We start from the raw sequence: 26,171 nt of genomic DNA, 5'->3' as shown, positions 1-26,171 counted from the left end.
CGCGTCCCGCCTCGACCCCATGATCCGACGCTCCGCCATGCTCTCCGCGCCCGTCCGCCTCACCGCCCTGCTGCTGGTGCTGGTCATCGCCGCAACCGGCTGCCATCGCGGCGCCAAGAAGGGTGATCGCCCCGATGAAGGGACGCCGGTCGAACAGCTGTACGAGAAAAGCCACAAGCTGATGCAGGGCGGCAACTGGAGCGGCGCCGAAGCCAGCTTCCGCCGCCTGGTGGCCCAGTACCCCTACGGCCCGTACACCGAGCAGGCGATGATCGAAACCGCCTACGCCCAGTACAAGGCCGGCAAGCACGATGATGCGGTGTCCAGCATCGACCGCTTCATCCGTACCTACCCGACGCACCGCAACATCGCCTACCTGTATTACCTGCGCGGCCTGTCCAACTCCAACCGCAGTACGGTTTTCCTGCGCCGCGTATGGTCGCTGGATGCCAGCCGCCGCGACCTGTCCACGCCGCACCAGGCGTACTCGGACTTCAACATCGTGGTTGATCGTTACCCGAACAGCCGTTACGCCGCCGATGCGCGCCAGCGCATGCTGGAGCTGCGTGATGTGTTCGCCCAGCACGAGCTGGACAACGCCCTGTACTACATGCGCCGCGGCGCCTGGGTCTCGGCCGTGGGCCGCGCCAACTACCTGCTGGAAACCTACCCGCAGAGCGCCTTCCAGTACGACGCCGTGGCTGTGCTGGCCGATTCCTACACCCACCTGGGCAACAAGACCCTGGCCGACGACGCCCGTCGCGTCCTGCAGCTGAACCAGCCGGACCACCCGTGGCTGGAAGGCAAGTGGCCGAAGTACCCGTGGATGATCCGCAAGCTGAACCCGTTCGCCGGCGAGAAGTCCGCCAGCACCGGCCAGCGCAACGCGCGACTGGAAAAGAAGTAAGAGACAGCAGAAAGGCCCCGCGAGGGGCCTTTCTTTTACGTGGTATCCCGGCCGGCGGCCGGCGCGATCAGAGGTTCGACCCCGCACGCGGTGCGTGGTGGCCGATCACGGACCGTGGCGCCGTGTCCGTGTGCGACCTGCGCAGGGACAGCATCAGCGAGGTCTGGTCCAGGGCCCGTTCAATACCGGCCTGCGCCAGCTCCGATCCACGCATGTACTCCATCATTGACTGGCTCCGGCCGCGCCCGGGCCGCACCAGCAGGGCCTCAGGAGAACGCCCCTCGGCATGGGTGATGGCCGCGGCCTGGACCAGGGCGATGTCCTGGCCCAGCGAATCGCCGGTCGGGTAGCGGTCGTCGTCCCAATTGACATGGAAGGCACGCACCGCGCCCCCGAGCAAGCCGTCGATCACCGCCTGGTAGGCATCCAGCAACAGGATTCTGGCTGCCACGTGACGCGGGCCCTGGCATCTGACCAGGGCACGCAGCATTCCCGGCGTCGGCATCCTGCAGAACCGCTCGGCCTGTGGCGTGATGTGCGTCCATAACGCCGCGTTGCTGCTGATCTTCACGGCAAGCTTGTCCAGCACCTTCTGCTGATCGCGACAGTCGTCGAAATGCCGCAGGATCGAGTCGCTGATCAGGCGCGCCACGGACGACAGCTGCTCATCGGCCACCAGCAGCAGCGAGTCGGCCAGGCACTCGGCCAGAAGCTTCGCATGGCCATCGGGAAGATGATCGGCCCCGGCCGCCTCACGCGGGATGTCCTGCAGGGTCTGATGGAACGCCGGGCTGGCCTGGGCCGAAGCGCCAATGCGCGTCAGTGTATCGATGCATGCGCCATCGGAGGCACCGTTGCCCCATGCCAGCAGCAGGGCATCGTCCATCCTGCGGGCCAGGCCCGGCAGGCCGATATGGCCCTTCACCGCCACTTTGGCCGACAGCAGGGTGGCGATCGAGGCGCGCTGTGGGGCGGCCGGGGGCATCGATGCAAAGCCGCTGTTGGCTTCGGACCGCGACCGTGGCACCGGCACGCCCACCGGGCTTGCCTGCTTCCCCTGCCGCCCATGCAGCAGGGTGTTGGCACCGTTGCGGATGGATCCGAGGGCGGCCGCCAGGCGTCCGCGTCTGGCCGGCGCCGCCGGCATGTCGCGCAGCCCAGGCGCGACGCCTGCGGCTGCGGTGTTCTTGAAGATGGACATAGGTACTCCGTTGCTGCAATGACAGGTCAGCCCAAGGCTGGCGGTCGAACGGGCAGCGGCGTGCCTTGCCTCCAACAGCCTGCGGGCTCGCTCATGGGCACTGGCGGGGGCCGCCCGCGGCGGTCCCGTCCTTCAGCCTCATGAGCACCCCGCAGGCTAGTGCCTCATCGTGGCGGCGGCTTTCAATAAACCCTCATGCAGCGCGTGCCTGCGGCGCGACCCGCCCAGGCACACCGCGCTCAGCCCTTGTAACCGTTGCTGATCGGATAGCGACGCTCGCGCCCGAAGGCGCGACGCGACACCTTCGGCCCCGGCGCGGCCTGGTGCCGCTTCCACTCGCTGATGCGCACCAGGCGCAGCACGCGGTCGACTACGGTCGCGTCATAGCCAGCGGCGACAATTTCCCCGCGCGACTGCTCCTGGTCGATGTAGCGGTACAGGATGCCATCCAGCACGTCATAGGCCGGCAGCGAGTCCTGGTCCAGCTGGTTCTCGCGCAGCTCGGCCGACGGCGGGCGGCTGATCACCGCCGGCGGGATCACCGGTGCACCGCCCACGGTGTTGCGCCACTTCGACAGCCCGAACACTTCGGTCTTGTACAGGTCCTTCAGCGGCGCATAGCCACCGCACATGTCGCCGTAGATCGTGGCGTAGCCGACCGCGTACTCGCTCTTGTTGCCGGTGGTCAGCAGCAGGCCGCCGAACTTGTTGGCCAGTGCCATCAGGATCACGCCACGGCTGCGCGACTGCAGGTTCTCTTCGGTCACGTCCGGCGTGGTGCCTTCGAACATCGGCGCCAAGGCTTCCATCAGGCCCTTGAACGCCGGCTCGATCGACACCGCCTCCAGCTTCACGCCCAGCGCCTGGCACTGCTCGGCCGCCAGATCGTTGGACAGGCCCGCGGTGTAGCGCGAGGGCAAGCGCACTGCGGTCACGTTCTCCGCCCCCATCGCGTCCACCGCCATGGCCAGCACGATCGCCGAGTCGATGCCGCCGGACAGGCCCAGCCACACCTTCCTGAAGCCGTTCTTGCGGCAATAGTCCTGGATGCCACGGGTCACCGCACGCCAGGCCAGCGCATCCATGCTCTCGTCGCCGTCGTCCATCCACACGTGCGGCATGAAGCGGCGGCTGCCGCCGTCGTACTCCACCACCAGCCACTGGTCGACAAAGGCGGCGGCGGCCGGGTGCACCGTGCCGTCACCGTCGGCCACCACCGACGCGCCATCGAACACCAGCGCGTCCTGGCCGCCCACCACGTTGAGGTAGGCAATCGCCGCCCCGCTCTCGCGGGTACGTGCGGCAAGCACGGCGTCACGCTGGGCATGCTTGCCGCGCTCGTAGGGCGAAGCATTCGGCACCACCACCAGCTGCGCACCGGCGCGCATGGTGTCGGCCAGCGGCTCGGCGAACCACAGGTCCTCGCAGATCAGCAGGCCGACCGGAATGCCATTGACCTCGAACACGCAGCTGCCGCCATCGGGATCAACATCGAAGTAGCGGCGCTCGTCAAACACCGCGTAATTGGGCAGCTCGCGCTTGCGGTAGGTCTGCTCGACCAGGCCGTCACGCAGCACGCTGGCGGCGTTGTAGACCACCGCGCCGGCTGCCTGCGGCCAACCGACCACGGCAGTGATGCCACGGCAGGCGGCGGCGATGCGGCCCATTGCCTGCTCGCACTCGTACAGGAAGCCCGGGCGCAGCAGCAGGTCCTCCGGCGGGTAGCCGCTCACCGCCAGCTCGGGGAACATCACCAGCTCGGCGCCGTACTCGTCGCGCGCCTGGCCGATCATCTCGATGATGCGCTCGGTGTTGCCGGCGACATCGCCGACCGGGAAGTCGAACTGCGCCATCGCGATGCGGATCGAAGCCATGGGAATCCAGCCTGTGGTTGCAATGCATCCATTGTAACGCCGGGGTCAGATCCCTTTTGCCACGCAAAGGGAACTGACCCCATTCCAGACGCAGAAAGGCCGCCCGAAGGCGGCCTTTCTGTTTCAAGCAGCCGGCCAGCGGCCGGCTCTACAGATCGCGCCGGCCGGAGGCCGGCAACCATCTTATTTCACCAGCTTGGCGATGGCAGCGCCCAGGTCGCCCGGCGAACGGACGGTGACGACGCCAGCGGCTTCCATCGCGGCGAACTTGCCTTCCGCGGTGCCCTTGCCGCCCGAGGCGATCGCGCCCGCGTGGCCCATGCGCTTGCCGGCCGGAGCCGACGCACCGGCGATGAAGCCGACGACCGGCTTCTTCACGTGGTTCTTGATGTACTCGGCGCCGGCTTCCTCAGCGTCACCGCCGATTTCGCCGACCATGATGATGCCTTCGGTCTGCGGATCTTCGTTGAACAGCTTCAGGCAGTCGACGAAGTTCAGGCCGTTGATCGGGTCACCACCGATGCCGATGCAGGTGGACTGGCCCAGGCCGACTTCGGTGGTCTGCTTGACCGCTTCATAGGTCAGGGTGCCCGAACGCGACACGATGCCGATCTTGCCCGGCTGGTGGATGTGGCCCGGCATGATGCCGATCTTGCACTCACCCGGGGTGATGACGCCCGGGCAGTTCGGCCCGATCAGCACGGTGTCCGGATGCGAACGGGTCAGCACGTTCTTGACGCGCAGCATGTCCAGCACCGGGATGCCTTCGGTGATGCAGACAATGACCTTGATGCCGGCAGCAGCGGCTTCCAGGATCGCGTCGGCCGCGTACGGCGGCGGCACGTAGATGACCGAAGCGTTGGCGCCGGTGCTCTGCACGGCGTCGGCAACGGTGTTGAAGACCGGCAGGTCGATGTGGGTGGTGCCACCCTTGCCCGGGGTCACGCCGCCAACAACCTGGGTGCCGTACTCGATCATCTGAGTGGCGTGGAAGGTGCCCTGCTGGCCGGTGAAGCCCTGCACGATCACCTTGGTGTTCTTGTTAATCAAAACAGACATGGGAATTCCTTGGTGTCGAATCAGGCAGCGTTCTTGACAGCTTCAACGATCTTCTTGGCGCCATCGTTGATGTTGTCAGCCGGGATGATGGCCATGCCGCTGTCGCGCAGCAGCTGCTTGCCTTCTTCCACGTTGGTGCCTTCCAGGCGCACCACGACCGGAACCTTGACGCCCACTTCCTTCACGGCGGCGATGATGCCTTCGGCAATCATGTCGCAGCGGACGATGCCGCCGAAGATGTTGACGAAGATGCCTTCAACCTTGTCCGAGGACAGGATCAGCTTGAACGCTTCGATGACGCGCTGCTTGTTGGCACCGCCGCCCACGTCCAGGAAGTTCGCCGGCTCGCCGCCGTTGAGCTTGATGACGTCCATGGTGGCCATGGCCAGGCCGGCGCCGTTCACCATGCAGCCGATGTTGCCGTCCATGGTGACGTAGTTGATGTCCAGCTCCGAAGCGATCACTTCGGTCGGATCTTCCTGGGTCTTGTCGCGCATGGCGACCAGGGCCTTCTGGCGGAACGCGGCGTTGTCGTCGCTGTCGAACTTGCCGTCCAGCGCGTACAGGTTGCCGTCGTCCAGGATGGCCAGCGGGTTGATTTCAACCAGGGCCAGGTCCTTTTCGTTGAACAGGCGGTACAGGTTCACCATGATGCTGGCGAACTGGCCGGCCTGCTTGGCGGTCAGGCCCAACTTGAAGCCGAAATCACGGCCGTGGTAACCCTGCACGCCTTCGACGAAGTCGACGTTCAGCGAGTGGATCAGCTCCGGGGTTTCAGCAGCGACCTGCTCGATTTCCACGCCGCCTTCCGAAGAGGCGATGTAGGTGATGGTCTTGGTGCCACGGTCGACCAGCACCGACAGGTACAGTTCCTTGACGATCTCGCCGGCGGTGGTCACCAGCACCAGGTTGACCGGCAGTTCAACGCCTGCGGTCTGGTAGGTGGCCATCTTGGTGCCGAGCATCTTGGCCGCAGCGGCCTTCACGTCGTCGGTGGTCTTGCAGAACTTGACGCCGCCAGCCTTGCCGCGGCCGCCAGCGTGGATCTGCGCCTTGACCATCCAGGGGCCCTGGCCCAGGGAGTTGGCAGCGGCAACCGCTTCGTCCGGGGTCGCAGCGACCTTGCCGGCCGGGACCGGGATGCCGTACTCGGCAAGCAGTTGTTTTGACTGGTATTCGTGGAAATTCATGCGTCACCGTGGGAATAGGAACGACCGCACGCAATTCCTCAGGGCCCCGGCGGGGCGCCGGCATGGACCGCGGCGGGCCCACTATTGTGGCCGAGCCAGCGCCGGGGCGCAAAGAAGTCTGTACAAAACGCCAGACCCGGCCAGATTTCCGCCTCCATTCAGGCAGTTGCGCCCGGGTGCCCACTGGCCACCGGTATCCGTCCCGGGCCGAATGCGCGATCCGGGCCGCTCCGGCGGCGCCCTGCCGGGGGCCCTATACTGGTCAACCAAGGTGTGTAGAGTCGAGCGTGTTCGACGGCTTCCACCGCGGGCCACATCGAAGCGACGTACCCGCCCGGCTTCAGGGGACGCCAGGCAGGCCCGCCGCAGATTCCAGACCCAGGCAGCCAGAAGGGGAGTTCCGGCGTGTCACCCAGTGCTTCATTGATCGACCGCATCGAATCGATTCCGCGGCGCGAGCTGTATTTCTTCGCGCTGTACCGGGTGCTGATCGCCTCGGTCATCGCCGCCCTGCTCTACAGCCCCCTGTCGGCCATGGTCGGCGAAGCCCACCACCCGCGGCTGGCCGACACCGTCGCCGCCATCTACCTGGTGCTGTCACTGCTGGCCCTGGTGATCGGCCGCAACGAACGCTGGCTGCGCCCGATCGTGGTCAGCGGCGTGCTGGTGGACATCGTCGCCGCCACCCTGTTGTCGCATGCCCTGCCCGGTGCCAGCGCCGGCATCTCGATGTCGCTGCTGTTCAACATCGCCGCCGCCGCCACCCTGCTGCCGCTCAGCCTGGGGCTGGGCCTGGCGCTGGCCGCCAGCCTCGCCACCGGGGTCGAATACACCTGGAAGCTGCTGGAAGGTGGCGACCCCACGCGCACCCTGGCCGAACTGGCCATGTTCGCCACCAGCTACCTGGCGCTGGCCTTCATCAGCTACCAGGTCGGCAGCCGTGCGCGCCGCAACCAGCAGCTGGCCAACCAGCGCGGCGACGAAGTGGCCAACCTGTTCCAGATCAACGAGCTGATCATCCGCCGCATGCGCACCGGCGTGCTGGTGGTCGACGCCGACAACCGCGTCACCCTGGCCAACGAAGCTGCCTCGATGCTGCTCGGTGACAACGACGGCAGCGGCGAAAGCGGCCGCCTGGACCTGGCCAGCGCCGCCCCCGAACTCGCCCGCCGCCTGCAGCGCTGGCGCAACGGCTGGGCCCAGGACGAACTGCCGCTGCAGCTCAACCCCGACCAGCCCGAAGTGCAGCCCCGCTTCGCGCGCCTGCTGGCCGGCAGCGACCTGGCCCTGGTGTTCCTGGACGATTCCAGCGTGGTCTCGCGCCGCGCCGAATCGCTCACCCTGTCGGCGATGGGGCGCTTCTCGGCCAGCCTCGCCCACGAGATCCGCAATCCGCTGGCCGCGATCAACTACGCGGTGCAGCTGCTGGAAGAAGGTACCGGCTTCAACGAAAGCGACCGCCGCCTGCTGCAGATCATCCGCCAGCAGTGCCAGCGCACCAACGGCATCGTCGAAAGCGTGCTGGGCCTGGCCCGGCGCGAGCGCGCCACGCCCGAGAACGTCGACCTGGCCGCCTTCGTGCGCCGCTTCGTGCTGGAGTACAAGCAGGGCCAGACGCTGGAGACCGACAGCATCGAGCCGATCATCAACGACACCTCGGTGCTGGCCCAGGTCGACACCAAGCACCTCTACCAGGTGCTGACCGTGCTGGTGCACAACGCGCTCAAGTACGGCCGCATCGGCCAGCAACCGGCACGGGTGCGGCTGCGCGTGGCGCAGCACGAGCGCAGTGCGGTGATCGACGTGATGGATCGTGGCCCCGGCATTCCCGAGAGTGTCGCCGCGCAGTTGTTCCGGCCATTCTTCACCACCTCCGAGCATGGCACCGGGCTGGGCCTGTATATCGCCCGCGAGCTGTGCCGGGCCAACCAGGCGCGGCTGGACTACATCCCGGTGCCGGCCGGTGGCTCCTGCTTCCGCCTGGTGCTGCCCGGCCCGCATACACTGCTGCCGAGCTGATTCCGTGCGTCAAACATTTGTCGCTTCCAGCCCCCTCGTTTATCTTCTCCGCCCATGAACGAAACCCGCAGCGCCCTCGTCGTCGACGACGAACGCGACATCCGCGAACTGCTGGTACTGACGCTCGGCCGCATGGGGCTGCGCATCAGTACTGCAGCCAACCTTGCCGAAGCGCGTGAACTGCTGGCCAGCAATCCGTACGACCTGTGCATCACCGACATGCGCCTGCCGGACGGCAATGGCATCGAACTGGTCAGCGAGATCGCCCAGCACTACCCGCGCACGCCGGTGGCGATGATCACCGCCTTCGGCAGCATGGACCTGGCCGTGGAAGCGCTGAAGGCCGGTGCCTTCGACTTCGTCAGCAAGCCGGTGGATATCGCCGTGCTGCGCGGCCTGGTCAAGCACGCACTGGAACTCAACAACACCGAGCGTCCCGCACCCGGCCCCAGCGCCGAACAGGGCGCGCGCCTGCTCGGCGATTCGCCGGCGATGGACGTGCTGCGTACCACCATCGGCAAGGTTGCGCGCAGCCAGGCGCCGGTCTACATCCTCGGCGAATCGGGGGTGGGCAAGGAGCTGGTCGCACGCACCATCCATGCGCAGGGCGCCCGTGCGGCCGGCCCGTTCGTGCCGGTCAACTGCGGCGCCATTCCCGGCGAGCTGATGGAGAGCGAATTCTTCGGCCACCGCAAGGGCAGCTTCAGCGGCGCCCACGCCGACAAGCCCGGGCTGTTCCAGGCCGCGCATGGCGGCACCCTGTTCCTGGACGAAGTGGCCGAACTGCCGCTGCAGATGCAGGTGAAGCTGCTGCGCGCGATCCAGGAGAAGTCGGTGCGCGCGGTCGGCGCCGCCAACGAGGAGCCGGTGGACGTGCGCATCCTCTCGGCCACCCACAAGGACCTGGCCGAGCTGGTCGAGGACGGGCGCTTCCGCCACGACCTCTACTACCGCATCAACGTGATCGAACTGAGGGTGCCGCCGCTGCGCGAGCGTCGCCAGGACCTGCCGGAACTGGCCGCGTCGGTACTGGCACGGCTGGCCCGCAGCCATGGCCGCCCGACCCCGTTGCTGGCGCCCTCGGCACTGGACGCACTGGCCCAGTACGCCTTCCCCGGCAACGTGCGCGAACTGGAGAACATCCTGGAACGCGCGCTGGCACTGGCCGAAGAAGACCGCATCGGCGCCGACGACCTGCGCCTGCCGCAGCATGCCCCGCGCACGCCCGGCGGCGGTGCCGCCGCCGAAGCCGTGGCGGACCTGCAGCCCGGCAGCGCCGCCCTGCCCTCGTACATCGAGCAACTCGAGCGCAGCGCCATCCAGCGCGCGCTGGAAGAAAACCGCTGGAACAAGACCCGCACCGCCGCACAGCTGGGCATCACCTTCCGCGCGCTGCGCTACAAGCTGAAGAAGCTGGGGATGGAGTAAGCCGCCGGGGCGGATGCGCTCTGGTAGTGCCGGCCTTGGTCGGCGCTCCGCCGCCCCGCCCTCCACGCATGGCGTGGATCTACCCACCAACGTGGTGGTGCCGGCCGCTGGCCGGCAACCTCATGCACCACGCATCCACGCATGGCGTGGATCTACCCACCAACGTGGTGGTGCCGGCCGCTGGCCGGCAACCTCATGCACCACGCATCCACGCATGGCGTGGATCTACCCACCAACGTGGTGGTGCCGGCCGCTGGCCGGCAACCTCATGCACCACGCATCCACGCATGGCGTGGATCTACCCACCAACGTGGTGGTGCCGGCCGCTGGCCGGCAACCTCATGCACCACGCATCCACGCATGGCGTGGATCTACCCACCAACGTGGTGGTGCCGGCCGCTGGCCGGCAACCTCATGCACCACGCATCCACGCATGGCGTGGATCTACTGTAGAGCCGAGCCCATGCTCGGCTGCTCTTCGCGCATTGAGCCGAGCATGGGCTCGGCTCTACAGAAAACCGCGTTACCTCAATCCTTGGTAACGCGGTTGATCTCGGCCAGGCTGGTGACACCCGCAGCCGCCTTCTTCAACGCCGACTGGCGCAGATCGTTCACCCCGATCTGCTGTGCGGCCTCGGCAATCTGCAACGCATTGCCGCCGGCCAGCACGATCGTGGCGATCTCGTCGGTCATCGGCATCACCTGGTAGATGCCGGTACGGCCCTTGTAGCCCTCCGTGCATTCATCGCAGCCGACCGCCTCGTACAGTTCGATACCGGCATCCAGCTGTGCCTGGGTGAAGCCTTCGGCCAGCAGCGCATGCTCGGGCAGGTTGGCCGGGCGCTTGCAGTTGCTGCACAGCCGGCGCGCCAGGCGCTGGGCGATCACCAGGGTTACCGAGCTGGTGATGTTGTACGGCGCGATGCCCATGTTCATCAGGCGCGCGATGGTCTGCGGCGCGTCGTTGGTGTGCAGCGTGGACAGCACCATGTGGCCGGTCTGCGCCGCCTTGATCGCGATCTCGGCCGTCTCCAGGTCGCGGATTTCGCCGACCATGATGATGTCCGGATCCTGTCGCAGGAACGAGCGCAGCGCCGCGGCGAAGGTCATGCCGCGCTTGTTGTTCTGCTGCACCTGGTTGACGCCGGGCAGGCGGATTTCCACCGGGTCTTCGGCGGTGGAGATGTTGCGCGTCTCGTCGTTGAGGATGCCCAGCGCGGTGTACAGCGACACCGTCTTGCCCGAACCGGTCGGGCCGGTCACCAGCACCATGCCGTACGGCTTGTGGATGGCGTCCAGGAACAGCTTCTGCTGGTCCGTTTCGTAACCCAGCTTGTCGATGCCCAGCTTGGCCGCGCTGCCATCCAGGATACGCAGCACCACCTTCTCGCCGAACAGGGTCGGCAGCGTGCTCACGCGGAAGTCGATCTGCTTGGTCTTGGACAGGTTGAGCTTGATGCGCCCGTCCTGCGGCACGCGCTTCTCGGCGATGTCCAGCTGTGCCATCACCTTCAGGCGCGCGGCGATGCGCTGGTTCAACTTCACCGGCGCGCGCGCCACCATCTTCAGCAGGCCGTCGATGCGCAGGCGCACACGATAGTCGTCTTCATAGGGCTCGAAGTGGATGTCCGAGGCGCCCTTGCGGATCGCGTCCACCAGCACCTTGTTGACGAACTTCACCACCGGGGTGTCGTCGCCCTTGGCATCGATGCCGGAGTCGCTGCCGCCGGAAATGTCCTCGTCACCGCCGGACACATCCAGGTTGCCCATGCCATCGTCGTCACCGCCCAGTGCGTCGCCCAGCGTGTCGTGGCTGGCATGCCACTGCTCGAGCGTGCGGCGGATCTGGTCCTCATCGACCAGGATCGGCTCCACCACCAGATTGGTGTGGAACTTGATCTCGTCCAGCGAATGGGTCGGGTTGCTGGTGCCCACGAACAACTTGCCGCCGCGCTTGAACAGCGGCAGCACGTTGTGCTTGCGCAGCAGCTCCTCGCTGACCAGGCTCATCGCGTTCTGGCTGGCGTCGAACGTGGACACGTCGAACAGCGGCATGCCGAACTCGACCGCATTGGCGGCCGCCAGCTGGGCCGCCCCGACCACCTTGTTCTGCGCGAACCAGGTCGGCAGCGGCTGGCGGGCCGCCGCGGCCTTGGCCATCGCGTCGCGGGCGGAAGCCTCGTCCAGCGCACCATCCTGGACCAGGCGACGGGCCAGGCCGGTGATGCCAACGAGATTGGCGGTGGTTACGGCATTCATATGGATCCTTGGCTCATCATGGGTCAGGCAGTGCGGCGCGCCTTCCAGGGGCGCCGCACAGGGCAGCAGAACCTGCCGCGACCCGATGGCCGACGACGACGCCAATCCTTCAGCATGACTGCCTTGCCCGGCATTCCCAGCCCGGCAGGCACGATCCTGACTCCCCCGGGGATGATAGCCCCGTCAACGGCCCGCCAACATCCCATTGGCAGGCCGAAGTGTGATCAACAGCCGGTTGGGCGATAGCGCGCCTCGAAGGCGCTGCCGTCGCAGGTCCAGGTGCCGTCGGCTGCGCGGCGGAGGATGAGGTCTTTGCCATTGACAGCCGGGCCACCAATGACGGTACAGCCTATGCTGGCCACGCCACTGGCCGCCAGCTCTGCCGAGACTTCCGAACAACGCGGAGAAGGCCTCAAACCCACATAAGTTGCGTCGATCAACGAACTGTCCCGACTATCCTGCACTGTCGTTTCAATTGTCGTCTTGCCCGGACGGATGTCGGCGAAAGCTGCCGACAACTGCGCCCTCGCGACATAGTCCTGATAGATCGGCAATGCAATTGCCGCGAGGATCGCAATGATCGCGACGACGATCATCAGCTCAATCAAAGAAAACCCGCGCTCCCGGCTCATATGGAACACTCCCCAATGGTTCCAGACCTGCTTCAGCGAATCTGACTGCCCAAGCAGTCAAGCCCCAAAAAAGAGGCCCCGACGAGCGGGGCCTCTGATCAACCAATGCAGTTCACATTAGCCGGTGACGCAGCCGCTCGGGATGTACTTCTTGTCCGCTGCGGTGATATCGGTCTTGCAGGCCCAGGTGCCGTCGGCAGCGCGTTCCACGCGGATCTTCTTGCCGATGATCTTGGTGTTGCCCTTCAGGGTGCACTCGACCGAGCCGGTCTCGGTCAGAGCGGTGATCGGGGTGATGGTGCAGCGATCGGAGTCCTTCAGACCCAGCTCGGCAATATTGGCGACAGAGGTCTTGCCTTCGTTCAAGGCAACTTCGTACTGGGTCTTGCCGGGGGTGATTTCAGCCAGGCCAGCAGTGACCTGCGACTTGGCCACATAGTCCTGGTACATCGGCAGGGCGATGGCGGCCAGGATGGCGATGATCGCAACGACGATCATCAGTTCGATAAGGGTGAAGCCCTTCTGGTTCTTCATTTGGTACATCCCCAAGATAGTGGTGGTTGATTTCAGAGCACAGGATCGGTCTGGCCAGCGGCCAGCTGAGCGGGTCCTGCCCCCTGCGGGTGGATCAACGCAGGTTGCGTGCCAACCCCGGCACGCCTCCCCCTGGATTTCCCCGCGCCCATGATGGCAGCTATTTCACGGATGGGAACCCCCCCGGATGCGAATCTGCGATGGACGCGGCAATGTGACGCAGTGCGTCACCTTTGGTCGGCACCCGGCACGAATTCGCATCATCGCCCCCCTGGCAACTGCCCAGACGGGCATGAACCCGCTACCATCGACGGCTAGACGCCCGCCTGGGGATGGCGGGTCTTGGGGAGCCGATATGTCTGTCAGTCGCAGTGCGATGAAGAAGGAGCCCGTGGCGCGCAGCACCACGGAACTGCAGCCGTTTGTCTGGGTGGGGACCGACAAGCGGGGCGTAAAGATGAAAGGGGAGCAGGCCGCGAAGAATGCGAACCTGCTGCGGGCTGAGTTGCGCCGCCAAGGCATTACGCCAGGCACGGTCAAACTCAAGCCCAAGCCGTTGTTCGGCGGCTCCGGCAGCCGGATTTCACCGAAGGACATCGCGTTCTTCAGCCGGCAGATGGCCACCATGATGAAGTCCGGTGTGCCTATCGTGAGTTCGCTGGAAATCATCGCCAGCGGGCACAAGAACCCGCGCATGAAGAAGATGGTGGATGGCCTGCGCACCGATATCGAGGGCGGATCATCCCTGTACGAGGCTGTCAGCAAGCACCCGGTACAGTTCGACGAGCTCTACCGCAATCTGGTCAAGGCCGGCGAAGGTGCCGGCGTGCTGGAGACAGTGCTGGATACTGTCGCCAACTATAAAGAGAATATCGAAGCCCTGAAGGGCAAGATCAAGAAGGCGATGTTCTATCCCGCCATGGTGCTGGCGGTCGCACTTCTGGTGAGCGGCATCCTGCTGGTCTGGGTGGTGCCGCAGTTCGAGGACGTGTTCAAGGGCTTCGGCGCGGACCTGCCCGCCTTCACCCAGATGATCGTCAATCTGTCCCGCTTCATGGTCTCGTGGTGGTGGCTGATCCTGCTGGTCATCATCGGTTCGATCGTCGGCTTCATCGCCGCATACAAGCGATCACCCAAGATGCAGCACGGCATGGACCGACTGGTCCTGAAGCTGCCGGTCATCGGTCAGATCATGCACAACAGCTCGATCGCGCGCTTTGCCCGTACCACCGCCGTCACCTTCAAGGCCGGCGTGCCCTTGGTGGAGGCCCTGGGCATCGTGGCCGGCGCCACCGGCAATACGGTTTACGAGCATGCCGTATTGCGCATGCGCGATGACGTTTCGGTCGGTTACCCGGTCAACATGGCCATGAAGCAGACCGCCCTGTTCCCGCACATGGTCATCCAGATGACCGGCATCGGTGAAGAGGCCGGCGCCCTGGACGCCATGCTGTTCAAGGTGGCCGAGTATTATGAGCAGGAGGTCAACAATGCCGTTGACGCCCTGAGCAGCCTGCTGGAACCGATCATCATGGTGATCATTGGTACCATCGTCGGCGGCATGGTCATCGGCATGTACCTGCCGATCTTCAAGCTCGCCTCCGTCGTCGGATAATCACTACATGGCATTTCTCGACCAGCATCCCGGCCTCGGCTACCCCGCCGCGGCCGCCCTGGGGCTGCTGCTGGGCAGTTTCCTCAACGTCGTCATCCTGCGCCTGCCCAAGCGGCTGGAGTGGCAGTGGAAGCGCGATGCGCGCGAGGTCCTGGAGGAACCGGACTTCTACGAGCCCCCACCACCGGGGATCGTGGTCGAGCCCTCGCACTGCCCGCACTGCAAGCACAAGCTGAGCTGGTACGAGAACATCCCGCTGTTCAGCTGGATCATCCAGGGCGGCAAGTGCCGCCACTGCAAGGCGCCGATCTCGCTGCAGTACCCGCTGGTCGAGGCCCTGACCTCGGTGCTGGTGCTGGCCTGCGTCTGGCAGTTCGGCTTCGGCTGGCAGGGGTTCGGCGCCATCGTGCTGACCTGCTTCCTGATCGCCCTGTCCGGCATCGACCTGCGCACCCAGCTGCTACCCGACCAGTTGACCCTGCCCCTGATGTGGCTGGGCCTGATAGGCAACATCGACAACCTGTACATGCCGGCCAAGCCTGCCCTGGTCGGCGCGGCGGTGGGCTACCTGTCGCTGTGGATGGTCTGGTGGCTGTTCAAGCAGCTGACCGGCAAGGAAGGCATGGGCCACGGCGATTTCAAGCTGCTGGCCGCCCTCGGCGCCTGGTGCGGGTTGAAGGGCATCCTGCCGATCATCCTGCTGTCGTCGGTGCTGGGCGCCATCATCGGCTCGATCTGGCTGTACACCCGGGGCCGTGACCGCGCCACACCCATCCCGTTCGGCCCCTACCTGGCCATTGCGGGCTGGCTGTACTTCATGTGGGGCGCTCCCGTGGTGGAGCAGTACCTGGTGCTGAGCGGGCTGCGCTGAGGGGAATCCCCATGAGCCGGTATGTGGTGGGCCTGACCGGCGGCATTGCCGCCGGCAAGAGCGAGGTGACCCGGCGCTTCGAGGCGCTGGGCATCGTGGTGGCCGACGCCGATCTGGCCGCCCGCGCGGTGGTCGCCGCCGGCAGCCCTGCCCTGGAGCGCATCGCCGAGCGTTTTGGCGCCGGCATGCTGCAGGCGGACGGCAGCCTGGACCGGGCGCGCCTGCGTGCCCACGTATTCGCCGATCCGGCCGAACGGGCCGCGCTGGAAGCGATCACCCACCCGGCCATCCGCCTGCTGATGCAACAGCAGTGCGAGCAGGCCGCCAGCCCCTATGCGATTGCCGCCATTCCGCTGCTGACCGAGGTCGGCGGGCGGCAGGCCTACCCGTGGTTGGACCGGGTACTACTCGTGGATGCCCCCGAAGCCGTGCAGCACGCCCGGCTGATGCAGCGTGACGGCATCGACGCCGCGCTGGCCGACAAGATGATCGCCGCCCAGGCCAGCCGCGCACAGCGCTTGGCACTGGCCGATGATGTGGTGGTCAACGATGGCCATCCGGAGGACCTGCAGGCGCGGGTGGAAGCGCTGCATGTGCGCTATCTGGGGTTGGCTGCGGGCTGATTCCTCCGTGTTACGCAGGAGTGCATCTACCCATCGCGTGGATCCACTGGGGCATTGCAACCGATCATCTCGATCGACGTCGACGTCCCTTTTTCCGCCTACGCTTGTCCGCCGATCCCTTTCCGTGCCGAGCCACGACGGAAACAAAGACGAACATCGCTCCCGCGACAATCCAGGAAAGGCCCATCAGTTTGTTGTAGGCCGGCTGCCCGAACAAACGAATCAAGGCGCTGTACAGACTGCAGTTCGCTCGGCAAGGGCCCGTCCCAATCAATGCATCGTCCATGACTGCAACGCCATAGACGACCATCAATAGACCCACGAGACATCCGAAAATACGCACGGCAAGCATCTTCATGGATTCGCGTCAAATACTCCGTCACTGGCATTTGACATAAAGATCTCCAACTACTGAGCGAATGAATCAAGACCCTTAGCGCAGAAGAATTTACAACGAGGAAACCAGTTTACTCAGAGCGCGCATCTATCTGGAGAGCGCCCTACCGCGCTTTCGGATCCTCCCTCCCATCATTTCAGGCAACCTCCAGCCCAGGATTCAACGACGGAGCATCCACTCGCCGCAATATGGTCGCGCCAGTCACCGCCCGCTACGGGTCAACGTAGTCAACAGCGTCTACCCGTGGCGCCCAACAAGCCACGGTTACTGACTGTATCGTAGGCATAGGCGCCGACTCACATGAACCCTTGACGATGTTAGCCTTTAGCTCGGCATTCAACAGCTCGGGCCTTAATCAACATTCAATTCAAACTCCAGCTAGAGACAAGCCCCGTCACCGAATGACCCAAATCCAGACCAACGGAATCAACATGACGAGATAAGTAGAGAATGACAACCAAAATACCGCAAGAAGCAACCTTCGGCCAGAAGAAGCCACCCTGAACACACGCCACCACCCACAAAATGGATACTTCCCCATTAAATGATCCCGCTCCAGAATCGCAGGCCTTCCAAGTGAGCTCCACAGCCCCGGGGAGTTTCTTTTCAACTCCCAAACAAGAATAAACCTGGAAGCGATCGCGATCACCAGCATCACGACTGCCAACACACAAAGTAATTCGAATATAGATTCTAGGGACATCCGCAGCTACTCCATCTGACGCCAGCACCCGAGAGACTGCTGCGCCCTATGACGTAGCTCGCCGTGGCATCCCACCCCCCTTGCCCACCGATTCCCACTGACGAGACCGCACCAATTTTCACGGTTGAAAGGGAGAGCCCACCACCAACTGCCGCTCCCAACGAGAGGATAGAGGAACCCCCAACTAGCTCACCCGGATCTACATACATCAAGTTGCCCCCAGTGAGAGTTACATTGGAGACAGTTGCGGAAACCGGAGACCCGGCGCCGACGCCGACACCTGCAAAGACAACTTCAACAGATGCCTGGCGACCGTTAAGGCATTCTGACGTAAGGCTAAGCCTTGCACCAGCAACGCCACCAACAAGCCCGACACCAGTACCCCCGAACGACATTGTCCCGGTCCACGTAGCCAACCCCAGTGAGTCAATTTTTCCTTGGGGAGACAGACCGGCGTAACTGAAGGTTGAGATCCCACCAATCAATCCAATCGGGTCACTCTGCGAGTACCGCCCCACAGCCGGGTCGTACTCACGCTGGTAGTTGTAGAACAACCCACTCGCATCCGTCGCCTGCTGCCCCGGGAAGCGCAGCGCCAACTCGAACGCCACACCATCGCCATCAGGGTCGGCATTCGGAATCTGGTTGCCGAACACCTCGCTCTTGTTGCTCCACTCCCAAATCGCGACATTCCGCACCGGATCGATCACCGCGCGCGGCGTACCCAGATGATCCGGCTGGATGTAGGCCAGCTCCGGTACACCAGCGCCAGGCGCATTGATCAGCGCCACCGGGTAGTTGCCCAGCCAGATGGCCTGCTGCTGCGCGTGGCCCGTGGCCGAATAGTTGCCCAGCCACTGTCCTGCTTCGTCGTACAGGGTGATCTGAGCCTCGCCACCGGCCGGGGTGCGCAGCACGCGCTCGCCGCGATGGTTGTAGACGTAGCTTTCCAGCACAGCATTGCCCTGCTTCACCGCGTTCATGCGGTTGGCATCGCTATAGATGAACGCCTTGCTGCCGATGCTGGTGGTGTTACCCACCGCATCATGGTTGCGCGCTTCACCATCCACCGCGGTCAGCCGGTGGCTGGTCGTAGGATAGGTGTAGCTGGCGGTTCCTGCCGACGTGGTCAGCGAGGTGCGATTGCCGGTCGCGTCATACGAATAGGTTTCGATCGACGTGCCGGTTGCACCGTCCCGGGTCTGGGTCAGGCGGCCCAGCGCATCGTAACCATATCGCGCCAGCGTGGTCGTCCCGGTGCCATCCTTGACTTCAACAATGTTCCCATCCGCGTCATAGCCGAACCCGATGGACAAGCCCCCCGGCGCCGCGTCATACACCCGCGTTGGACGGTAATCCGCATCCAACTCGCGCAGCAGATGGCGACCATTACCGTACGTCCAACCCATCATCGGGCCAAACGGCGCGTACTCGATATTGGTAACGACCACCTTCCGAGCCTGCCCAGGAAGCGTCAGCCCTACCTCACTGGCACGCCCCAGATTGTCATAGACATAGTCGGTGACACTGCCATCCGGATAGGTCAACCGCTCCAGCCTCCCCGCCTTGGTGTAGGCGTAACGCAGAGCCAAGCCAACCCCATCGACCGTCTGTACCTTGCGTACCACCTGACCAAAACGGTCATAGCAGTAAGCCGTACTGCCGCCTGCATGCAGCACCTGGCCCACGCGCCCCTCGCCGAAGCGCTCACCGGCTGGGCAGACCGCAGGAGCAGCATCATAGGCGTAGACCACATCCAGATTCGGGTCTGCATAAGTGATGCTCTTGAGGCGATCAAGCACATCGTAGCTGTAGGACGCTTTTACACCACGCGCGTCGGTGCGCGTGGTGCGGTTGCCCATAGCATCCACCGTAAAGGCATCACTGCCAGTATCTGGGCTGAGCTGGCCTTGAGGAGTGCCAAATCCATCGTATGCGTACCGTGTCGCAAGCCCCTTGGGATCGACGACCTGCTCTACCTGTCCGTTGGCGGAATAGGCATAGCGAACTTCAGCGTTGATCCCACCCGCGTCTTGAATCTGCACTTTGGGGCGATCCGCACCATCGTAGGTGCTCTTTGAAATGACCCCCAGCGGACTCTCGGTCTCCAGCACGTTGCCATTGGCATCATGACGGAAGAGGAAAGGTTGTCCATCAGCACCCGCCTGTCGGGTCATCCGGCTATGGGTGTCGAACTGACGATCCCCGAACCGCTTCAACGCACCACTGCTGTCCCGAACCTCTTCCCGGATACGGTTACCAGCAGCGTCCAAGGTGTACGTGACACGATTGCCGGCCGCGTCCTCGATGGCCACCAGTCGATCCGCCGTGTCGTAGACCATGCGAACCCACACACCATCTGGCCCGGTGACACGAGTCCGCTTGCCCGTTGAGCTGTACTCATAGAGGCTGATGCGGTCATTGGCCGGCACATCGCCCTTGAGTGTCTCAGTCAGAACGCGCCCCATCGAATCGAACAACCGTTCGACTACGGAACCATCGATGCCACGGATCTGAATCGGGTTACCGAGCGCGTCATACTCCAGCAGCTCGGTGCGCTGGCCCAACGCATTGACGATTGCCCGCAGATCCCCCTTGCGATGGGAACATGCGCCCCCTGCATCACAGCCCGGATCATTTGCGGCGAAGTACTCAAACTGCGTTACATTTCCGGCCGGATCCTTGATCGAGCGCTGAAGGCCCACGAGGGGGCATAGCAGTGCATTGGCGGCCACATCTGCATCCGTGCAATACGCACGTGCCGTCTGCCGGACATTGCCAGGCGCCACGGGCAGCGAGCCACATACGTAGTCCGTGCCCTGCGTTGCATCGTACTGGCATGAATTGAGAGCACGCCCCGATGCATCCAGCACTTCTCGATCAAGCGAGACCAGCTGTTCATTGCCAGCGTTCTTCTGGCTCACACGCTGCTCAATCACCCTGTTGCCGGAGTCACGGACTGTCCGTGTCACCCGCCCCAATGATTCCTCTGTAGTCGTCAGCACCTGCGAAACCGCACCACTGCTCGAATCGACATAGGCATACGAAGTGCGATTCCCCAGCGCGTCCTGCGTATAGGAGCGCCGGCCATTTGACGTGAAACCGAACGACTTGCTCCCCTGGGAATCTGTGGTTTTGGTGATCTGCCGGAACTTCTCACCGCCAACCAGGTTCTGACGGACCTCCCCCAGGCTGTTCACGGTTGTTGCCGAACCATCGCTGTTGTAGTTGATGGTAATGGCATCCACGGGCTGCCCCGCCGACCAAAGATGGCTTCCTGTGACCTTTGCCTTCTCGTTGTACGAGAACGTTGCGTAGCGCGCGCCGCCTTCGACGATGCCGGTCAACAGGTTACGGCCACCAGCCGGGGCCAGCCCAGGCTCCGCGTACAGATACTGCCGGGAGGTGCCATCGGGCCTCACGACCCCTGTGAGGTTATCGAAGTCATCGTAGGTATATGTGGCCGCTGAGCCGTCCGGGAGCGTGATTGAGATCAGCCTGCCACGCTCGTAGGCAAAGACCAGTGCCCTGCCCAACCCATCAACGGCTCGCTCCAGCCTGCCATTCGCATCATAGTTGAGCGAGACGGCGTTCTTTGGATCCGGGCCACCGATCGCAATCAAGCGTCCTTGCGCGGTGAAGCGTCGCGTTGAACCTGATTCCTCAACGAGCTCGAATTCACCGCCGGGGAGCTTCTTGAGCGTCTCTGCAGAAGCGCGCTCCCCACGTCCGGATGAGTAAGCTTCCAGATAGCCTCGCTCCGTGAAGCGCCCCTCCCCATAGGAGGACGTGAATGAACCCATATAGGTGTGCGACCAGTTGGTACCCACCTCTGGCGAAATTTGAATCTGCCCCAGCGAGTGATAGGAGCGAACGAAGTCCTTCCCGGCAAACTGGAAGTCCACCTCAAATCGCGCCTTATCACCCGTTGCAGGAAAACAGGGATTGCAGTTGCCTGGAGCCGACTCAGTCTGAGTGACGTTGTAGATGTAGATGGATTCATGTGCATCAACGGCCCGGCATGCATTGGGCCAATCAATGAGCATTGAATTCGGATTGTACTGAGGATGCTGACTGTCGATGACCCGATAGCCGACCGGACAATCAAAATACTGAAATCTCCTAATACTGTTTTTCCTCTGATCAGGCACTCCTGTACCCCAGCCAGGGCAGTAGACCTCGTAGCGCAGCTCACGCGGGCTGGCGAGAGAGTCAAAAATTGCAGTCCCGTAGCCGTAGTGGGAGGTTATGCTCGAGTACGGTCGCAGGTGTTCGCCTGACACTCCACGACTGACATGCGTACACCCTGGGAAAAGTGACTGCAGATATGCCATATAGCCACTGACCATCTCGTCTTCGCTCTTGCAGTGGCTTTTCCCATGCCCTGCAGCGGCAGCTTGGCAGTAGCCCAGCTCCGGGCCGTCATTGCCCAGACCATAGCCAGGCTCGTACCAAACTTCAGGCTGCCGATCAGGTGCTTGGTAGAGAATTCTAAGCACATCACCAGTGGCGGGAGACCAACTGTCCCGAATGGTCCTTTCTTTGCGAAGCGCACTTCCGTACCGCGACTTCGACCGCATCAGAGATTCCGCAGCTCCAATGTTGTTGAAGCAGCTCCCCTGGTAACAGTATCGGGTCTCAGCGGGCGGCGTCTGCGCAAATGCCGGCCTGATGGACATCATCAGTCCCAGGCAGAAGATGATGCACAACGAAAAATTGGCTTTGAACATGAACTCCAATCCCTGGACTCAACAATCAGACGCTTCGATGATACATAAAGCCACATGTAAGCATATGGCAGCCGTACTCAGCTCCCAACTTCTTTAGCCTGGGCACCGATGACTTCTTTGCAATGATCAAGAGCCCCGCGCTTTCCAAACGCTCCCAGTCCTATACGAACCAGATGATCGCCGCCCAGGCCAGCCGCGCACAGCGCTTGGCACTGGCCGATGATGTGGTGGTCAACGATGGCCATCCGGAGGACCTGCAGGCGCGGGTGGAAGCGCTGCATGTGCGCTATCTGGGGTTGGCTGCGGGTTGATTCCTCCGTGTTACGCAGGAGTGCATCCACCCATCGCGTGGATCCTCTGGGGCATTGCAACCGATCATTTCGATCGACGTCGACGTCCCTTTTTCCGCCTACGCTTGTCCGCCGATCCCTTTCCGTGCCGAGCCACGACGGAAACAAAGACGAACATCGCTCCCGCGACAATCCAGGAAAGGCCCATCAGTTTGTTGTAGGCCGGCTGCCCGAACAAACGAATCAAGGCGCTGTACAGACTGCAGTTCGCTCGGCAAGGGCCCGTCCCAATCAATGCATCGTCCATGACTGCAACGCCATAGACGACCATCAATAGACCCACGAGACATCCGAAAATACGCACGGCAAGCATCTGTCATCCTGAGTGCGCGCCAATGACTCTGCAATCGGCGCGGAGGATCCAATCTCCTGGCGAGCGAATCAAGCTCCTCAGCCCTACGACTCAGAAGCTCCTGATCGCCCCCGTTCGATCAAAGTGAAGTCGTGCTCAGCATCTGGACAGTGTAGTAGACCGAACCCAGGCGCCTGCAACAGAGCACCTCGTCCGAGGTGCCGCCATTCTTCCGCAGAAAAGCCAACTGCATAAGACTCGTCATCGATCACGGCAACCACGATCCCACACGTTCCGCCACCAAGATCAACGACGTCGCCAAGCAGTACACACTCCCCATCCAAGTAATTCACAACACCCCCCGGGATTGATTGAAGATCACAAGCGCGATTGGGCCAGAGATTGGCTCAAGCTAACCCTTCTTCATTCACCGCCCCAATCAAGGCCGACGCAAACGCAGCTGAACTGGGCACGCGGGCGCGAACAACTTCATGGACATGCTGCATATCCGGCACAAACAGCGCAGCTTGCTTGAATCAACGTTGGATGCCCCATGCGTTCTGGAACCACCCGACCGCTACGATCACGCATACCCCCAACCCGACTCTATGCGCTCTATCAAACTCTCAAATACGGGCCTGATCTGCATCGGTTGCAGCGCTCCGTTGCCTACGAAATCCCAGCCACTCCAGCGCGTCACAGCAGCTCCGACTTAAAGCCCCAATCAAACAGGGAACTGCGGGCCGCGACGAATCAAAAGATCCACATCGTGATCAAAGCAAGTGCTTTGGGCAATGTACTTTCTGACATCATCAGCCATCACCTGATCAGGATCGAGAAAGGAAAGCTCTACCAACTTCATCAGTACATCCTTGCTTGGCGACTGCCTCAACCACCAATGGAAGACACTATTCCTATCGTGCTCAGAGGCGCCCTCCATCCCTGGCTTGTATGTAGCCACGAGTTCCTCAATCAGGCCTGCTGGCAGCAGGTTGTACTCCCGCCACTTGGCCGGGAATTCCATTATTTCCAGATAGGCATTTCCGCCCACAAACCACCCCCGACCATGCCTCCGACCAACTCTGTTCGGAGTGGCCGATCCGGATTTCCATTGATCGGCCACCAACGGTAGCCGAGCTAGACATACGGATCAAAATCCAATGAAACGCTGCCAGACGCCATTAGTCCGATCACATCACAAGAAAGGTTGAAGCCCGGCCACAGCCCGCGCTGACTGGACAGACGCACTCCCACCTGCAGCCCCCACAGCTTTGCCTCACCCTGCACCTTCTGAAGGCCCAGCTGCAACACTTCATGAACCCCGCTCTGGATGTCACCGGTTCTGTATAGCTGACGCTCGAATCTGGAAAGGATGACTTCTTCACCACTCTCAGGAGCGTCACCGACCAGAACAACAACCAGCTCAGGGCGCGTCGCTGAATACTCTTCCTCCGCCATCTCCGATCCGTCCCTGCCAGCATCTCCAGTCAGCGCGGGATCAAAACTCAATGAAGCGGATGCGAACGCCATCTCTTCCAGGGTGGCTGCAGAAAGATTCAGGCACGCCCTCAATCCCTCGCCAATCCCAACCCGCACATTGACCTCAAGATCCCTGCGGGGCAACTCAAGCAGACCTGCCACTGCGCGACGATCAACCGCAGTCCTGATCAGTTCATCCGCTGCATCCACTTCATTCACTTCACGCGACAGCTGCGCAATCACCTCATAGCTCGCGCGACTCGCGACCGAAGACCTCAATGTCACTTCAATCCCAGGAGGCATCACTTCCACCGACAATTGACAACGTCCACGATAAGCCCTCCGCAGCCGCGAGGCTTGATCCACGTCGGGCGCACCAGCCGCGATTCCCGCTTCACGGAGCATGCCCGCGCCCAATCTCTTGACGCAAGTACGATTCGAGACATCACCCAGCCCTTTCACGGCTGCAGACCAGTCCCTCAGAACGACAGGATTGCGGCACGGGCTTCAATCTCGACGATCCCATTCAACAGATACAACCAGAAGACACCTCGCCCTTCGTCGACGACGCAACTCGCCACGTTGCCAAACCGTTCGTGCTCAACCATTGCTGTCGCATCGAATCTCACTACGCTCGACCTGACACCCTCGAAACATACAGACGCAGAGATCCGCTCAGGCGACTCCGGCAGGCGCCCGGTTTCCGCGTCCCTGAGAACCAGCAACTGTGCGGTGAACTGCTTGTTGGCAGCGGAGTGGCAGAAGCCCGTCAACACTGCGGAATGGAGTCCGTGGGCAACAGTGCCGTCCAATCGAATCCCAGCACCTGCCAACCCGACAGGCCCAGGAGAATGCTCAGGCGCCGATGGCAGCTCTGACCCAAGGGAGCCTCCCCGTGCTTCCAGCATGCCCCCGGCGAGGAAAAGACGGAGCACGCAAGCGCCGTCCTCTCCATCGAAATGCCCGTCCTGGATGTTCCCGGGCCACGCACTTTCCGACAGCTCATGACTGTCGAGCACCAGGAAGAAGGATTCCAGGTTACGACAGGAGATGTCAGCCAGTGTCCCTTCCGCCAGATCTCCACATACACCCACCACTCGCACCTGGCAGGATCGATCCAAGATCGACACCTGCACAGAGTCGAACGATGAGTCATGAAGCCCTGTCGCTCCCAATGGATTTCGTTTCGCCAAGCCAACCCCCGAGCTGCCACATAAGTAACTCATCCCTGACGTTCGGCACTCCTCCGACCGTCGTCGGCTCCGCAAATCCCAGGGAGCATTTCATTTCCATGATCGTAATAGATCAGCTGCGAACGCGCAGGATTGATGTTGTAGAGCCGGGCCCACGCTCGGCTTGATGATCGCAGCCGAGCATGGGCTCGGCTCTACAGAAGCCGTTTCGCATCCACGCATGGCGTGGATCTACTCCAACTGCAGGCGCGCGTAGCGGGCCAGTTCTCGCGCGCCAAGTAACAAACCGTCGACGACGTCGGGGCTGAGCTGCTGGTGCGCACCGCCCTGCTCGCGGGCCGCCTCGGCGGCGTGCAGCACCTGCATGAGTGCATTCAAGCCCGCCAGGGTGCGGCTGAGGCCGGCCATGGTGGTCGCCTGTGCCGGGCTGAGGCCCTGCGCTTCCAGCCGCCGGCCGTCGGCCGCATCGCGGCCGTCCATGCGGGCCAGCAGGGCGGGCAGCAGATCCCTGGGGTCATCGAGCAGGGTTTCGACGCGCTCGGCGACAGCGGGCGGCAGCAGGTCGGCGGCTTCGCCGATCAGGGCGTGCAGTTGGGGGAACAATGGGCGTGCGGACATGGTGAGGCTCCTCGCAGTCGGCGGGCCACCTGCAGATGCAAGGTGGCGGACGGTGCGGGTTGGCGTACCGGAGTCCCAACAACTCAAGCGCGAGGAAGAAAACTCCAGCGGATTCTGATGAATCCCCACGCACCGTCCGCCGAAACGAGGCAGGCGATGCATTTTCCATGATGAGCCGCAGCACACCCGGAGCGCTT

Annotated in this window: 18 protein-coding genes and 1 pseudogene; 7 read left to right on the top strand and 12 right to left on the bottom strand. The window is 63.2% G+C overall.

What is annotated here, in order from left to right; genetic code table 11:
* The first annotated feature begins 19 nt into the window (after positions 1-19).
* Complete coding sequence (locus B9Y64_RS08375) at positions 20-907, top strand: outer membrane protein assembly factor BamD (RefSeq protein ID WP_100440290.1); 888 nt, start codon at positions 20-22, stop codon at positions 905-907.
* A 67-nt stretch (positions 908-974) separates the two neighbouring features.
* Here B9Y64_RS08375 and B9Y64_RS08370 read toward each other — a convergent pair whose 3' ends face one another.
* The 4 genes from B9Y64_RS08370 to sucC form a co-directional block, all read right to left on the bottom strand.
* A complete protein-coding gene (locus B9Y64_RS08370) occupies positions 975-2,108 on the bottom strand; it encodes a hypothetical protein (protein ID WP_100440289.1) in 1,134 nt (377 codons plus the stop codon).
* Between the two features lie 239 nt (positions 2,109-2,347).
* Complete coding sequence (locus B9Y64_RS08365) at positions 2,348-3,982, bottom strand: NAD+ synthase (RefSeq protein ID WP_100440288.1); 1,635 nt, start codon at positions 3,980-3,982, stop codon at positions 2,348-2,350.
* A 183-nt stretch (positions 3,983-4,165) separates the two neighbouring features.
* A complete protein-coding gene (sucD, locus tag B9Y64_RS08360; protein ID WP_005410793.1) occupies positions 4,166-5,041 on the bottom strand; it encodes a succinate--CoA ligase subunit alpha in 876 nt (291 codons plus the stop codon).
* 20 nt (positions 5,042-5,061) lie between these two features.
* The gene (gene sucC, locus B9Y64_RS08355; RefSeq protein ID WP_004154430.1) at positions 5,062-6,231 is read right to left on the bottom strand and encodes an ADP-forming succinate--CoA ligase subunit beta; all 1,170 of its coding nucleotides are present in this window, start codon (positions 6,229-6,231) and stop codon (positions 5,062-5,064) included.
* 405 nt (positions 6,232-6,636) lie between these two features.
* Between sucC and B9Y64_RS08350 the strand changes: the two genes are divergently transcribed.
* Complete coding sequence (locus tag B9Y64_RS08350; RefSeq protein ID WP_100440287.1) at positions 6,637-8,250, top strand: sensor histidine kinase; 1,614 nt, start codon at positions 6,637-6,639, stop codon at positions 8,248-8,250.
* Positions 8,251-8,304: 54 nt separating this feature from the next.
* On the top strand, positions 8,305-9,678 hold the full coding sequence (locus tag B9Y64_RS08345) for a sigma-54-dependent transcriptional regulator (RefSeq protein WP_100440286.1): 1,374 nt from the start codon (positions 8,305-8,307) through the stop codon (positions 9,676-9,678).
* Positions 9,679-10,206: 528 nt separating this feature from the next.
* Here B9Y64_RS08345 and pilB read toward each other — a convergent pair.
* The 3 genes from pilB to B9Y64_RS08330 form a co-directional block, all read right to left on the bottom strand.
* Complete coding sequence (pilB, locus tag B9Y64_RS08340; RefSeq protein ID WP_100440285.1) at positions 10,207-11,937, bottom strand: type IV-A pilus assembly ATPase PilB; 1,731 nt, start codon at positions 11,935-11,937, stop codon at positions 10,207-10,209.
* 224 nt (positions 11,938-12,161) lie between these two features.
* Positions 12,162-12,569: a pilin gene (locus B9Y64_RS08335; protein WP_100440284.1), complete on the bottom strand. Its 408-nt coding sequence runs from the start codon at positions 12,567-12,569 to the stop codon at positions 12,162-12,164.
* 117 nt (positions 12,570-12,686) lie between these two features.
* Entirely contained in the window at positions 12,687-13,103 is a 417-nt protein-coding gene (locus B9Y64_RS08330) for a pilin (protein WP_100440283.1), read from the bottom strand.
* A 355-nt stretch (positions 13,104-13,458) separates the two neighbouring features.
* Between B9Y64_RS08330 and B9Y64_RS08325 the strand changes: the two genes are divergently transcribed.
* The 3 genes from B9Y64_RS08325 to coaE are packed head-to-tail and all read left to right on the top strand — an operon-like array spanning position 13,459 to position 16,212.
* Complete coding sequence (locus B9Y64_RS08325; protein ID WP_100440282.1) at positions 13,459-14,718, top strand: type II secretion system F family protein; 1,260 nt, start codon at positions 13,459-13,461, stop codon at positions 14,716-14,718.
* Between the two features lie 7 nt (positions 14,719-14,725).
* Positions 14,726-15,589, top strand: a complete 864-nt coding sequence (locus tag B9Y64_RS08320) for a prepilin peptidase (protein WP_005418626.1) — start codon at positions 14,726-14,728, stop codon at positions 15,587-15,589.
* 11 nt (positions 15,590-15,600) lie between these two features.
* Complete coding sequence (gene coaE, locus B9Y64_RS08315) at positions 15,601-16,212, top strand: dephospho-CoA kinase (RefSeq protein ID WP_100440281.1); 612 nt, start codon at positions 15,601-15,603, stop codon at positions 16,210-16,212.
* Positions 16,213-17,302: 1,090 nt separating this feature from the next.
* Here coaE and B9Y64_RS08310 read toward each other — a convergent pair.
* Entirely contained in the window at positions 17,303-21,661 is a 4,359-nt protein-coding gene (locus tag B9Y64_RS08310; RefSeq protein ID WP_413482655.1) for an RHS repeat-associated core domain-containing protein, read from the bottom strand.
* A gap of 548 nt (positions 21,662-22,209) precedes the next feature.
* On the opposite strand from B9Y64_RS08310, the pseudogene B9Y64_RS08305 reads away from it, so the two are divergent.
* Positions 22,210-22,353: pseudogene (locus B9Y64_RS08305) on the top strand (dephospho-CoA kinase); the annotation flags it as partial.
* A 1,055-nt stretch (positions 22,354-23,408) separates the two neighbouring features.
* Here the strand turns inward: B9Y64_RS08305 and B9Y64_RS08300 are convergent.
* The 4 genes from B9Y64_RS08300 to B9Y64_RS08285 form a co-directional block, all read right to left on the bottom strand.
* Positions 23,409-23,708: a hypothetical protein gene (locus B9Y64_RS08300; protein ID WP_100440280.1), complete on the bottom strand. Its 300-nt coding sequence runs from the start codon at positions 23,706-23,708 to the stop codon at positions 23,409-23,411.
* Positions 23,709-23,821: 113 nt separating this feature from the next.
* Positions 23,822-24,625: a hypothetical protein gene (locus B9Y64_RS08295; RefSeq protein WP_157804506.1), complete on the bottom strand. Its 804-nt coding sequence runs from the start codon at positions 24,623-24,625 to the stop codon at positions 23,822-23,824.
* 17 nt (positions 24,626-24,642) lie between these two features.
* On the bottom strand, positions 24,643-25,293 hold the full coding sequence (locus B9Y64_RS08290) for a hypothetical protein (protein ID WP_238379871.1): 651 nt from the start codon (positions 25,291-25,293) through the stop codon (positions 24,643-24,645).
* A 294-nt stretch (positions 25,294-25,587) separates the two neighbouring features.
* Positions 25,588-25,974 (bottom strand): hypothetical protein, encoded by a 387-nt coding sequence (locus B9Y64_RS08285; protein ID WP_100440278.1) that lies wholly within the window; start codon positions 25,972-25,974, stop codon positions 25,588-25,590.
* Between the last annotated feature and the right edge of the window lie 197 nt (positions 25,975-26,171).

The organism is Stenotrophomonas maltophilia (assembly GCF_002799245.1).
GTDB lineage: Bacteria > Pseudomonadota > Gammaproteobacteria > Xanthomonadales > Xanthomonadaceae > Stenotrophomonas > Stenotrophomonas maltophilia_S.
The sequence above is the reverse complement of the archived record's forward strand: the minus strand, read 5'-3'. Positions and strand labels throughout refer to the sequence as shown.

Excerpts from the sequence above, each read along its gene's own strand:
- B9Y64_RS08375 (WP_100440290.1), top strand. The coding sequence starts at position 20 with ATGATCCGACGCTCCGCCATGCTCTCCGCGCCCGTCCGCCTCACCGCC.
- B9Y64_RS08370 (WP_100440289.1), bottom strand. The coding sequence starts at position 2,108 with ATGTCCATCTTCAAGAACACCGCAGCCGCAGGCGTCGCGCCTGGGCTG.
- B9Y64_RS08365 (WP_100440288.1), bottom strand. The coding sequence starts at position 3,982 with ATGGCTTCGATCCGCATCGCGATGGCGCAGTTCGACTTCCCGGTCGGC.
- sucD (WP_005410793.1), bottom strand. The coding sequence starts at position 5,041 with ATGTCTGTTTTGATTAACAAGAACACCAAGGTGATCGTGCAGGGCTTC.
- sucC (WP_004154430.1), bottom strand. The coding sequence starts at position 6,231 with ATGAATTTCCACGAATACCAGTCAAAACAACTGCTTGCCGAGTACGGC.
- B9Y64_RS08345 (WP_100440286.1), top strand. The coding sequence starts at position 8,305 with ATGAACGAAACCCGCAGCGCCCTCGTCGTCGACGACGAACGCGACATC.
- pilB (WP_100440285.1), bottom strand. The coding sequence starts at position 11,937 with ATGAATGCCGTAACCACCGCCAATCTCGTTGGCATCACCGGCCTGGCC.
- B9Y64_RS08335 (WP_100440284.1), bottom strand. The coding sequence starts at position 12,569 with ATGAGCCGGGAGCGCGGGTTTTCTTTGATTGAGCTGATGATCGTCGTC.
- B9Y64_RS08330 (WP_100440283.1), bottom strand. The coding sequence starts at position 13,103 with ATGAAGAACCAGAAGGGCTTCACCCTTATCGAACTGATGATCGTCGTT.
- B9Y64_RS08325 (WP_100440282.1), top strand. The coding sequence starts at position 13,459 with ATGTCTGTCAGTCGCAGTGCGATGAAGAAGGAGCCCGTGGCGCGCAGC.
- B9Y64_RS08320 (WP_005418626.1), top strand. The coding sequence starts at position 14,726 with ATGGCATTTCTCGACCAGCATCCCGGCCTCGGCTACCCCGCCGCGGCC.
- coaE (WP_100440281.1), top strand. The coding sequence starts at position 15,601 with ATGAGCCGGTATGTGGTGGGCCTGACCGGCGGCATTGCCGCCGGCAAG.
- B9Y64_RS08310 (WP_413482655.1), bottom strand. The coding sequence starts at position 21,661 with ATGGTCAGTGGCTATATGGCATATCTGCAGTCACTTTTCCCAGGGTGT.
- B9Y64_RS08300 (WP_100440280.1), bottom strand. The coding sequence starts at position 23,708 with ATGGAATTCCCGGCCAAGTGGCGGGAGTACAACCTGCTGCCAGCAGGC.
- B9Y64_RS08285 (WP_100440278.1), bottom strand. The coding sequence starts at position 25,974 with ATGTCCGCACGCCCATTGTTCCCCCAACTGCACGCCCTGATCGGCGAA.